The organism is Kribbella sp., from assembly GCF_035687465.1.
Taxonomy (GTDB): Bacteria; Actinomycetota; Actinomycetes; order Propionibacteriales; family Kribbellaceae; genus Kribbella.
This window is the reverse complement of sequence record NZ_DASRXP010000681.1, coordinates 1-11,342: the sequence shown is the minus strand read 5'-3', so window position 1 is coordinate 11,342 and position 11,342 is coordinate 1. Positions and strand designations below refer to the sequence as shown.

General features: G+C 67.0%; 9 protein-coding genes. 5 read left to right on the top strand and 4 right to left on the bottom strand.

The window, feature by feature from the left end; genetic code table 11:
* The 4 genes from VFG33_RS36450 to VFG33_RS36435 all read left to right on the top strand — a co-directional run.
* On the top strand, nucleotides 1–549 hold a 549-nt coding region (locus VFG33_RS36450; RefSeq protein WP_524538169.1), incomplete at its 5' end, for a type 2 periplasmic-binding domain-containing protein.
* Between the two features lie 4 nt (nucleotides 550–553).
* Nucleotides 554–1,510: a carbohydrate ABC transporter permease gene (locus tag VFG33_RS36445; RefSeq protein WP_325057590.1), complete on the top strand. Its 957-nt coding sequence runs from the start codon at nucleotides 554–556 to the stop codon at nucleotides 1,508–1,510.
* Nucleotides 1,507–2,382, top strand: a complete 876-nt coding sequence (locus VFG33_RS36440; RefSeq protein WP_325057589.1) for a carbohydrate ABC transporter permease — start codon at nucleotides 1,507–1,509, stop codon at nucleotides 2,380–2,382. The genes VFG33_RS36445 and VFG33_RS36440 overlap by 4 nt, the downstream gene beginning before the upstream one ends.
* Nucleotides 2,383–2,436: 54 nt before the next feature.
* Nucleotides 2,437–4,920 carry a CBM35 domain-containing protein gene (locus VFG33_RS36435; protein WP_325057588.1) on the top strand — a complete coding sequence of 828 codons (2,484 nt, stop codon included), beginning with the start codon at nucleotides 2,437–2,439 and terminating at the stop codon, nucleotides 4,918–4,920.
* Nucleotides 4,921–4,970: 50 nt separating this feature from the next.
* Here the strand turns inward: VFG33_RS36435 and VFG33_RS36430 are convergent, their stop codons facing one another.
* Nucleotides 4,971–5,801, bottom strand: a complete 831-nt coding sequence (locus VFG33_RS36430) for an ABC transporter permease (protein ID WP_325057587.1) — start codon at nucleotides 5,799–5,801, stop codon at nucleotides 4,971–4,973.
* Nucleotides 5,798–6,784: an efflux ABC transporter ATPase subunit, DrrA-related gene (locus VFG33_RS36425; protein ID WP_325057586.1), complete on the bottom strand. Its 987-nt coding sequence runs from the start codon at nucleotides 6,782–6,784 to the stop codon at nucleotides 5,798–5,800. Before VFG33_RS36425 ends, VFG33_RS36430 begins: the two co-directional genes overlap by 4 nt.
* A gap of 167 nt (nucleotides 6,785–6,951) precedes the next feature.
* On the opposite strand from VFG33_RS36425, the gene VFG33_RS36420 reads away from it, so the two are divergent.
* Nucleotides 6,952–7,920 carry a GDSL-type esterase/lipase family protein gene (locus VFG33_RS36420; protein ID WP_325057585.1) on the top strand — a complete coding sequence of 323 codons (969 nt, stop codon included), beginning with the start codon at nucleotides 6,952–6,954 and terminating at the stop codon, nucleotides 7,918–7,920.
* Here VFG33_RS36420 and VFG33_RS36415 read toward each other — a convergent pair.
* Both VFG33_RS36415 and VFG33_RS36410 read right to left on the bottom strand, forming a co-directional pair.
* A complete protein-coding gene (locus VFG33_RS36415) occupies nucleotides 7,910–9,148 on the bottom strand; it encodes an SWIM zinc finger family protein (RefSeq protein ID WP_325057584.1) in 1,239 nt (412 codons plus the stop codon). The two genes, VFG33_RS36420 and VFG33_RS36415, sit on opposite strands and share 11 nt — an antisense overlap.
* Complete coding sequence (locus tag VFG33_RS36410; RefSeq protein ID WP_325057583.1) at nucleotides 9,145–11,289, bottom strand: DEAD/DEAH box helicase; 2,145 nt, start codon at nucleotides 11,287–11,289, stop codon at nucleotides 9,145–9,147. The genes VFG33_RS36415 and VFG33_RS36410 overlap by 4 nt, the downstream gene beginning before the upstream one ends.
* Nucleotides 11,290–11,342 lie beyond the last annotated feature (53 nt).

Here is an 11,342-nt window from a genome sequence, read left to right as displayed (position 1 = left end):
ATGTATGTCAGCGGCGGCGGCAACTACGGCTCGCTGTTCACGCAGAACGCGTTGAAGCCGGCGGACTACGGCGTCACGGTTGTTCCGCTGGCCGACAACCCCGAGGCCGGCGTGCTCGGTGGTGGCACCCTTGCCACGGTCAGCGCGAAGTCGAACGAATCAGTGCAGGCCGCCGCTGTGAAGTGGATCGACTTCTACTACATGCAGAAGTTGACCGACCAGGCGTCCGCAGTACTGGATGCGAAGACGACGGCGGCGTCCAAGCAGCCGGTGGGTGCGCCGCAGTTGCCGGTGTTCGACAAGGCGACCTATGACGAGTCGCTGAAATGGGTGGCCGAGTACGTCAACGTGCCGCTGGCGCAGATGAAGCCGTACACGGACAAGATGTTCGACCAGCCGCTCGTCACCGAGCCGACCCGTTCGACCCAGGAGGTCTACAAGATCCTCGACCCGGTGGTCCAGTCCGTGCTGACCAAGAAGGACGCCGACATCGCGGACCTGCTGAAGAAGGCCGATGCCGAGGCGCAGACCTTGCTGGACCGGAACTGACCCGATGGTGACCGAGACCCGCCCCGCGCCGCTGGTGGTCAGCCCGCGCATCCAGGGCCGTTCTCGCCGGACGCCCTTGACCTGGGTGCGCGGCGGCGGCCTGAGCACGCTGGTCTTCCTGCTGCCGTTGCTGCTGGTGTTCGGGATCTTCTCGTGGATCCCGATCGGCCGCGCGGTGCTGATGAGCTTCCAGGAGACCAACCTGGTCACGCCATCCACCTTTGTCGGCCTGCAGAACTTCAAGGACGTGCTTGCCGATCCGCTGCTCTGGACCGCGGTCAAGAACACCCTGTACTTCGCTCTGCTGGCGTTGCTGTTCGGCTATCCGGTGCCGCTGGTCGCAGCCGTGGTGATGAGCGAGGTCCGTCGGTTCAAAGGGCTCTACAGTGCGCTGGCCTACCTTCCGGTGGTGATCCCGCCGGTGGTCGCAGTACTGCTGTGGAAGTTCTTCTACGACGCCGGCCCGACCGGGGTGTTCAACACGATCCTCGGCACGGTCGGTCTGGGACCGGTGTCGTGGTTGCAGGACTCGGGTAGTGCGATGCCCGCCCTGGTCCTCGAGGCGACCTGGGCGGCGGCCGGCGGCACGGTGATCATCTACCTCGCCGCGCTGACCGGTGTCTCCACCGATCTCTACGAGGCGGCCGAGATCGACCGGGCCTCGATCTGGCGGAAGATCTGGCACGTCACGCTGCCACAGTTGCGAGGCGTGCTCCTGATCACCTTCATCCTGCAGATTGTCGGGACCTCGCAGGTGTTCCTCGAGCCGTTCCTCTTCACCGGTGGCGGCCCGGCGAACTCGACCACCACCATCCTGCTGCTGATCTACGACTACGCGTTCGCGAACAGCCTGGGCGGCGAGTACGGCGCCGCCACCGCGCTCAGCATCATGCTCGCCGTGGTGCTCGGAATCCTCTCGGCGATCTACTTCCGCCTGACTCGTTCCTGGAGCAAGTCATGAGCCGCGGCATCCTGTCCGGCTCCGACTGGCGCCGGCCGAGGATCCGCCGTACTGCGTTGGGCGTGCACGGCGTGCTGCTGCTTGCCCTGTTCGCCGTCGGGCTCGGGCCGATGCTCTGGCTCGCGAAGGCCGCCGTGACTCCGACCCAGGACACGCTCCGGGCCCCACTGGCGCTTTGGCCGAACGGGATCGACTGGGCCAACCTGTCCACTGCCTGGTCCCGGGTCGAGATCGACAAGTACTTCCTCAACACAGTGATACTCGCGGGCGGGTCGTGGTTCGTTCAGTTGCTGGTGGCAACCACTGCGGGCTTCGCCCTGTCCGTACTGCGGCCTCGCTACGGCAAGCTGCTCACCGGGGTCGTGCTGGCGACGTTGTTCGTACCGTCCGTAGTGCTGCTGGTTCCGTTGTATCTGACTGTGGTCGATCCACCGTTGCTCAAGGCATCGTTGATCAACTCGTTCTGGGCGGTCTGGCTGCCGGCCGGAGCGAACGCGTTCAACATCCTGATCGTTCAGCGGTTCTTCGCCAACCTGCCGCGTGAGGTCTTCGAGGCTGCTCGAGTGGACGGCGCGGGCCCGTTCAGATTGTTCTGGTCCGTGGTGCTCCCGATGTCGCGGCCGATCCTCGGGGTGGTCTCGGTGTTTGCCGTGATCGCCGCTTGGAAGGACTTCCTCTGGCCGTTGCTGGTGCTGCCCGATCCCGACCTGCAGCCCCTGTCCGTCCGCCTTCCGGCGTTGCAGAAGTTCGTCGAGCTCGACGTCTTCCTGGCCGCGCTGGCGATCTCGACCGTCATCCCAGTCGCGCTGTTCCTGGTGTTCCAGCGCTTGTTCCTCAAGTCCGGCGCCTTAGGTGGTGCGGTCAAGGGCTAGTCCCAGTTTCACCCGTCTCATTGTTCCGCCCCCCTCAGAGAAGGGCCCATCACCATGTCTCGACGAAGCTCCCGCCTGCTGTCCGCAGTACTGGCTGCATTCCTGGCAGCGCTGCCATTCGCCTTGATCGACGTTCCGTCCGCGACAGCGGCACCGGTCACCGTCGAGGCCGAGTCCGCCGCCCTGTCCGGTGGCGCGGTGGTGCAGACCGAGCATCCTGGCTACACCGGCTCGGGCTTCGTCGGCGGGTACACCGATGGCAACAAGGGGAACGCGGCAACGACCTTCACGGTCGCCTCCAGCACCGCCGGCTCCGGTACTGCGACCTTGCGGTACGCCAACGGAACCGGGGTCACCATGACGCTCTCCCTGTACTCCGGCGGCTCCAAGATCCGGCAGATCAGTCTCCCCGCGACCTCCGGGTGGGCCGACTGGGGGACGTCGGCGGAGGAGGTTCCGCTGGTCGCCGGCGCGAATACGATCGCCTACCGCTTCGACACGTCGGACTCGGGCAACGTCAACCTCGACAACCTGACGGTCACCCCGCCGACCGACGTACCGCCGTCCGATGGAAGTGGTCTTGAAGGCGGCTTCCTCTCCGGGGGCGCGAGCATCGGCACCTCGATCAGCGGCTTCACCGGCAGCGGCTACGTCACCGGTCTAACCACTGTCGGCAGCCGGGTGATCCGTACGGTGAAGCTCGACACCGCGGGCAGCGTGAGCACGACGCTGCGCTACAGCAACACCACCGGCAGCACCAAGACGCTCAGCGTCTACGCCAACGGCGTCCGGACCGGACAGGTCTCGTTGCCGGCGGCAAGTGGATGGTCGACCGTGCAGCAGACGCTGCCGCTGCGAGCTGGGCTGAACCTGATCGGCTACCAGTTCGACTCTGGTGACAGCGGCAACGTCGCGCTCGACGACGTCACCGTGGCGGGTTCCACGGCACTGGCGACCCGTGGAGCGACAGTCCCCTATACGGAGTACGAGGCTGAGAGCAGCAGCACGAACGGGACGGTGCTCGGCCCGGACCGGACGTACCGGACCATCCCGTCGGAGTCGTCCGGACGGCGGGCGGTACGCCTCGATAACGCGGGGAAGTACACCCAGTTCACCCTGACCAAGCCGTCGAACTCGCTGGTCGTGCGCTACTCGATCCCCGACAACGCCTCCGGTACCGGCATCACCGCGCCGCTCGGGGTCTATGTCGGCGGAGCGAAGGTGAAGGACGTCACCCTGACCTCGGCGTACAGCTGGGTCTACGGCCTCTACCCGTTCCCGAACGACCCGGGGCTGGGCAACGGCCACCGGTTCTACGACGAGGTCCGGACGACCTTGCCGAGCTACCCGGCCGGCACCGTGCTGAAGCTGCAGAACGACACCAGCACACCGATCACCATCGACCTGATCGACACCGAGGTGGTCGCCCCCGCCTACACCGCACCAGCCGGCGCACTCGATGTCACCTCGTACGGCGCTGTCTCGGGCTCGGGAGACGACACGGCCGCCTTCAACTCGGCGATCGCCGCGGCGAAGGCGGCGGGCAAGCCGCTCTGGATCCCAGCCGGCACCTTCGACCTCACCAACCGGCTGACCGTGGACAACGTGACGATCCGCGGCGCCGGGATGTGGCACACGACAGTGCGCGGCAACAACGGCGTCGGTGGGTTCCTGGGAGCCGGCAGCAACATTCAGCTCGCCGACTTCACCTTCGCCGGGGACGTGCGGTACCGCGATCCCGACGGCGTGGTCACCACCCACGCCGCGATGGAGGGCAACTTCGGCACCGGATCACTGATCCACAACGTCTGGGTCGAGCACGCCAAGGTCGGGCTGTGGGTGAACAACGCCAACGGCCTTTACCTGGCCGGGGTGCGGATCCGGAACACCTTTGCCGACGGAGTGAACCTGAACAACACGGTCAGCAACTCCCGGGTCGACCAGAGCGTGCTCCGCAACACCGGTGACGACGCGCTGGCGATGTGGTCCTTTTCGGCGTCGGTGACGAATTGCGCGTTCACGTTCAACACCGCAGTACTGCCCGCACTCGCCAACACTGCCGGCATCTACGGTGGCAACGGCAACCGGATCGAGGACAACCTGTTCTCCGACACCGTCTACACCGCCTCGGGCATCACCGTCTCCACCTGGCACGGCGCGCAGCCGTTCAGCGGGACAACAGTGGTGCAGCGCAACACGATCACCCGCGCGGGTGGATTCAACACCGACTGGAACAGCAGCCAGGGCGCACTGTGGATCTATGCGGAGTCCCGCGACATCACGGCGCCGGTGCTGATCAAGGACGTCGACATCATCGACAGCACCTATCAGGGCATCTTGATGACCTGGCAGAGGACGATCAGCAACATCACCTTCGACCACGTGAAGGTGACGGGGACCGGCACCTACGGGATCGAGATCTTCAGCCCTGGCTCGGGCACCTTCAACTACGTGACCGTCAGCAACACACCCAGTGGAGGCCTCAACAACACCACCGGCTTCACCTTGATCAGAGGCCCTGGCAACTCCGGCTTCTGACCGCCTCGATCGCCCGGCCCCGCGCCTGCCCGCGGGGTCGGGCCTGCCTGTCAGTCCCGGGAACGGCGGCGGAAGGCGAGCAGGGCGAGCGGCGCGAAGACGGCCGTGAAGATGATGGACCAGCCGATGGACGCGACCACCGGGTGATGCATCGGCCACTGGGCGTCCGGCAGGGCGCCCGGTCCGTTGCCCCACAGCTCGCGGCAGGCTGCGGTCAGAGCCGACACCGGGTTCCACTCTGCGACGACCCGCAGCCAGCTCGGCATGTCCTCCGGTGGTGCGAAGGTGTTGGCGACGAAGGTGAGCGGGAACATCACCGTGAACATGAAGCCGTTGACCGCCTCGACCGAGCGCAGCATCGAGCCGACCCAGATCCCCAGCCAGATCATCGAGAAGCCGAACAGCAGCAGCAACAGGTACGCCAGCACCGCGTTCGCAAAGCCTTCGCGGATCCGCCAGCCGACGGCCAGGCCAGTCACTCCCATCACCACGATGCCGATGCTGGAATGGATCAGGCTGGACAGGCTCCGGCCGACCAGGACGGACGCCCGCGAGATCGGCAACGACTTGAAGCGGTCGACGATCCCCTTCTCCAGGTCGCTGTTGAGGCCGAGGGCCACGATGGCCGAGGAGAACACCATGGTCTGCGCCATGATGCCGGGGAGCAGGAACTCCCGGTAGGTCGTCCCCTGCACGCTGATCGACCCACCGAAGACGTAGGCGAACAGCAGCACGAACATCACCGGCTGGATCGTCACGTCCAGCAACATCTCCGGCATCCGCCGGATGTGCAGGAGGTTTCGCCAGACGACGGTCAGTGATTGCTGCAGCAAGGTGCGCTCGTGGATCGGCGGCCGATCCTGGACGGTCACGGCGGTCATCGCAGGGCCTCCTGTCCAGTCGGCGTTTCGGTGTCCAGCTCGTCCTCGGCTCGGTGACCGGTCAGATGCAGGAAGACATCGTCGAGGCTCGGCCGCTTGAGGCCCAGGTCGTCGATGTCGATCCCGCTCTCGGCGAAGACCCCCGCGATCCGGGTCATGTCGCTCAGACCGCTCGCGGGTGCGGTCAGCCGCCTGCTCACCTCCTCGACATGGACCTCGGCCGTATGCCGGCGCAGCAGCTCGGCCGCCCGCGGCAGATCCGCCTCGGACGACACGGTGATGACCACGGCGGCCCGCCCGGCCTCGTCCTTCAGCTGGGTCGGTGTCCCGGCGGCGATCACCTTGCCCTTGTCGATCACGATGATCTCGTCGGCCAGGTGGTCTGCTTCTTCGAGGTACTGCGTAGTCAGCAGCAAGGTGGTCCCGTCTCGCACCAGGCCGCGGAGCACCTCCCACAGGTCGGCCCGGCTCCGCGGGTCGAGACCCGTGGTCGGCTCGTCCAGGAACAGCACGGGCGGTGACGCCACCAGGCTGACGGCCAGGTCGAGCCGCCTCCGCATCCCGCCTGAGTAGGTCTTGGCGATCCGGTCGGCGGCATCCGCCAGCAGGAAGCGCTCGAGCAACTCGTCGGCAAGCTTGCGCAGGTAGCTGGTCGGCAGTCCGTAGAGCCGACCGATCAGCCGGATGTTCTCCCGGCCGGTCAGCAGCTCGTCGATAGTGGCGGACTGACCGGTTAGTCCCATGCTGCGGCGGACCGCCGCGGGGTCTTTGATCACATCGTGCCCGGCGACCCGGCCGGTCCCGCTGGTCGGCACACTCAGCGTGGTCAGCATCCGCACGGTGGTCGTCTTGCCGGCTCCGTTCGGCCCCAGCAGGCCCAGGACGGTGCCTTCCGGTACTACGAAACTCACCCCGTCGACAGCTCGGTTCGTACCGAACTGTTTCACCAGATCGATCGCTTCAACCGCAGGTTGTGTTGCCATGCCGACAGGCTAGAGGGCCGGACCGACAATCCGCTGCTCAGTTTTGGACCTTTCCGCCAGGTCTTGAACTGTCCGCCCGGGCGCGGAGAAATCCCCCCGGGCCGAGGTCGCCGCGGCCGGGACGGGAGAATGGGCGCGGTCGGTGCCGGTCGAGTGAGGAGTGTGGAGTGGCGGAGTTCGTGGCTGGAGAGGTGGTCGCACCGGCGGATCCGCGGGTGCTGCTGGAGGGGCAGTGGGGGATGGAGCCGGGGCTGGCGATCACCGTCAACTCCGGTTCGCGGATCTCGTTCGCCTTCAACGGCACCAGGGTGAAGGTGCTGTTCGACACCGACGGTCTGACCGTGGCGCCGCATCTCTGGATCTCGCTCGACGAGCAGGAGCCCGAGCTGCACCTGATCGATCAGCCGGTGATCGAGCTGACGGCCGAACCCGGGCAGCACAAGGTCGAGATCGTGGTGAAGGACGTCAACGAGTTCGTGAACCGGTGGAACCGGCCGTTCGAGTGCGCGGTGGTGTTCGCCGGGCTGGTGCTCGATGCGGAGACGCGACTCCGGCTCGGCGCTCGTCCGTCCGGTCCGCGGTTCGAGTTCTACGGCGACTCGATCACCCAGGGAGTGCGCGCGCTCAGCCCTGATCCGGAATCAGCCGGCGCCGATGGAACGAAGTCCTATGCCTATCTGACCGCCCGGGCCTTCGGAGCCTCGGCGTACCAGGTGGGCTTCGGTCGGCAAGGCGTGGTGAAGGCGGGCAACGGCGAGGTGCCGCCCGGTCCGGAGTCGTTCGGCTGGAACTTCGCGGGCTCGCGTGCGGAGCGGGTCGCCGATCCGGAGCTGGTGGTCCTCAATCTCGGGGTGAACGACGACGAGTTGACGGCTGCGCAGTACGGGGACTATCTGGCGCGCGTGCGGACGGCGTACCGGAGTAGCAAGATCGTTGCTCTCAGCCCCTTCAGTGGCAAGCATGCGGCGCAGATCGAGACGGCCGTCAAGTCCGCCGACGACCCGAACATCCTGTACGTCGCCACCGACGGCTGGATCACCGCCGACGACTGCACCGACGGCCTCCACCCGTCAGTGGAAGGTCACGCCAAACTCGCCGGCCACCTGATCGCCGAACTGGAACCCCTCATTCGCTGACTAGCTCCGCAGGATCTGGCGACGGTGGCGCGCTCAGCATCCAGTCGTTGAACTGCTCGGTGAAGAGGTACCAGAGCCCGTCCGCCCCCAGCCGTAACTGACGCCGCTCGGCCGTCACCCTGTTCCCCTCGACCTCAGCCGACGCCCCCAGGGCAGCAGCACCTTCAGCCATCGCCCCGGGATCAACCTCGATGCCCTCGGCAACAGCAACCGCCAGACCACCAGCCCCACCTTCACGCCAGGCCGCGGCCCAACTGGTCAACTGCCGCGCCGACACCCCAGCCCGATGCGCGAGATCAGTCAACGCCGCAGATCCGGGCATCCCGGCCGCCCGCCGCGCCAGGTCCTCGGACTGAGTCAGCCCCAGCCCACCGTCCCCGTCTCCGGCCGCAAGCTCCCAAGCCCGCCGAGCCGCATCTGTCGCCAGCGCGACCAGATCGCGCCCTGCGATCCCGGACTTCCGCGGCGGTTCCAACACCTGTACAGCTGTCGGTACGCCCGGCTGCCCCAACGGCCGCGGCGGCATCGGCACAGCCCCAACGCTCGCCGCGAACGCCGCCTTAGCTGGTACTCCGACCGGCCGCGCCTTCAACGCAGGTCCAGCAGCACCACCCGTCGACCGGCGCGAACGCAACATCGACAACAGCTCATCCCGCCGCCGCCCGCGCAGGAGCAACAACGCAAACGGATCCTCATCCAGCTCATCCGCGATCAGGTAGCAAACAGCCGCCGAATGCTTACAAGGCACAGCAAAATCCGGGCAGTTGCAAGCAGTCAGTACTTCGCCCGCATCCGGCAGCAACTCGAGTCCGGCAGCCTGCGCATCATCCACAACCTCAGGCGGCAACTCCCCATCCAGCAGCGCCGCCACCCGCCCGATCTGCGCGGACACCACGTCAAGAACCGCAGACCACTCGGCATCCGAGAACGCCCGGATCTTCACAGTGACCTCGTACGGCGTCACGCGGCTGCCCTGCACCCTGGCTCGCACCACACCCGGATCGACCGTCAGGTCCAGGACACTCCCGCGCCGCGCATAAGACCGTCCACGACCAAGGCGGTTCGGATCTAGCCGCGCCCGGTGCTCCAACGCATTCAGCCAGGCCCTGCCCCACCAGGTCGCGCCGAACGGCCGGCGACTCCCCGCCCCCTTGGCGGCAGGCAGAGCCGCACTCTCCGAGGACGTCCGCCACCCGCGCCACGGAGTACGGTCTGGATCCGGCGTCATGGCGTTCGTCCAACCGCAGAAGGGTTGTAGGGGCCAGCGGCTCCGGCCTTGGCCGGCGTGGTCGACAGTTCGACCAGTTCGGTGAGCTCGGTATCGGACAGGTCGCCCAGCCAGGCCTCGCCCGACCCGATCACCGCGTCCGCCAGTTCACGCTTGGCCGCGAGAATGGTCGAGATCCGGTCTTCCAACGTGTTCTCCGTAACCAGGCGATGCACCTGGACCGGCCGATCCTGGCCGATCCGGTAGGCCCGGTCCGTCGCCTGATCCTCGACCGCCGGGTTCCACCAGCGGTCGTAGTGCACGACGTGGGTCGCCTTGGTCAGCGTGAGGCCGACACCGCCGGCCTTCAACGACAGCAGGAAGACCTGCGCTTCACCGGCCTGGAACTGCTCGACCAGTTGCTCCCGCTTGCGTACGCCGATCCCGCCGTGCAGGAACAACGACCGGACCTGCCGGGCCGCCAAGTGGGACTCGATCAGCCGGCACATTTCGACGTACTGGCTGAAGATCAGCACCGATTCGCCCTCGGCCAGAATCACGTCGAGCAGTTCGTCGAGCGCGGCGAGCTTGCCGGAGCGGCGGGGGAGCGGACCGGGCTCGTGCAGGAACTGTGCCGGGTGGTTGCACACCTGCTTGAGCTGGGTGAGCAGACTCAGCACCAGCCCACGCCGCTCGATCCCCTTGGCTTCCTCGATCTTGGCCAGGGTCTCGCGGGCGACCGCCTGGTAGAGCGTGGCCTGCTCGGCGGTCAACGGTACGACGACATCGTGCTCTGTCTTCTGCGGCAACTCCGGCGCGATCCCGGGATCACTCTTCTTCCGCCGCAGCAGGAATGGCCGGGTCACCCTGGCAAGCCGCGCGGTCGCCTCCTCGTCGTGATACCGCTCGACCGGTACTGCGACGTCGCGGCGGAACCGTTCCAGCGGACCAAGCAGACCGGGGGCCGCCCAGTCCAGGATGGACCAGAGCTCCGACAACCTGTTCTCCACCGGCGTACCGGTCAACGCCAACCTCGTTGCTGCGGGCAACGTTCTGACGCTTCGGGCGGTGCGGGAGAGCGGATTTTTCGCGTGCTGAGCCTCGTCGGCGACTGCCAGACCCCAGAAGATCTCGCCGAGCACGCGGTGGTCCTGCCTCACCACCCCGTACGTCGTGAGCACGACCTCGTCAGCGGCCAAGTCGCTCAGGGAACGACCGGCTCCGTGATAGCGCCTCCTCGGCACGTCCGGCGCGAACTTCTCCAGCTCCCGCTCCCAGGTCCCGAGCAGCGTCGACGGACAGACCACGAGCGTTGGTCCGCGCCCACGTCCGGACAGATGGAGATGCAGTGCGATCACCTGGATCGTCTTGCCTAGGCCCATGTCGTCCGCAAGGCATCCGCCGAGCCCCAGCTCCGCGAGCTGCGCCATCCACGCGACGCCTCGACGCTGATAGTCCCGCAGCTCAGCCTTCAGTCCAGGCGGATCTTGGAGCGGTTCTTCTGGTTGGGCTTCCCGCAGCCGCTCCACCATGGTCTGCAATGGTCCGCCGGCGTCGAACGCGACCAACTCGCCATCCACCTCGAGCGTCCCCGTCAACGCCGCGCCGAGCGCCTCCGCGCCGGTCAACTTCCGCGAGGTGTTTCGCCGCAGCTTCCGGACCAGGTCCTGGTCGATCCGAACCCACTTGCCGCGCATCCGGATCATCGGCCGCTTCGCCTCCGCGAGCGCGGCGATCTCCTCCTCGGTGAGCTCCTCCCCATCCAGCGTCGGCCGCCACTTGAAGGCCAGCAGTTCCGTCATGCTGAAGCCAGGCCCAGTTACTGCTCCGGGCGACGGCGTGCCCTGCACTGCGCCGCGCACAGCCAACTCACCCGCGAAGAGCTCGGCGGGCCACAGCACCTCGATCCCGGCACCGTCCAATGCCTGGCTGTCGCTGGCGAGCTCGTCCAACGCCTCGTCGGTGATGGGAACCTCGGCGGGCGCCGCATCCTTCAACGCAGCCCCAAGCGGCGGCCAAACCCGCGCCCCACGCCTCAGTGCCAACAGCAGATCGGTCTCCGCCCGCTCCCCAAGCGCAGCCAGTACCGCGGCCGGCGCCTTCCACACGTCGGCAACATCCACCAACAAACTCGGATCCGCCCCACTCCGCAACTGCAACACCCCCCGAAACTCCCCACCCCCCACCCCAGCACCCGCTCCAGCCCTTGCTCCGG

What these genes read in the sequence shown, in the direction of transcription:
- VFG33_RS36445 (WP_325057590.1), top strand. Translation starts at nt 554, where the DNA reads ATGGTGACCGAGACCCGCCCCGCGCCGCTGGTGGTCAGCCCGCGCATC.
- VFG33_RS36440 (WP_325057589.1), top strand. Translation starts at nt 1,507, where the DNA reads ATGAGCCGCGGCATCCTGTCCGGCTCCGACTGGCGCCGGCCGAGGATC.
- VFG33_RS36435 (WP_325057588.1), top strand. Translation starts at nt 2,437, where the DNA reads ATGTCTCGACGAAGCTCCCGCCTGCTGTCCGCAGTACTGGCTGCATTC.
- VFG33_RS36430 (WP_325057587.1), bottom strand. Translation starts at nt 5,801, where the DNA reads ATGACCGCCGTGACCGTCCAGGATCGGCCGCCGATCCACGAGCGCACC.
- VFG33_RS36425 (WP_325057586.1), bottom strand. Translation starts at nt 6,784, where the DNA reads ATGGCAACACAACCTGCGGTTGAAGCGATCGATCTGGTGAAACAGTTC.
- VFG33_RS36415 (WP_325057584.1), bottom strand. Translation starts at nt 9,148, where the DNA reads ATGACGCCGGATCCAGACCGTACTCCGTGGCGCGGGTGGCGGACGTCC.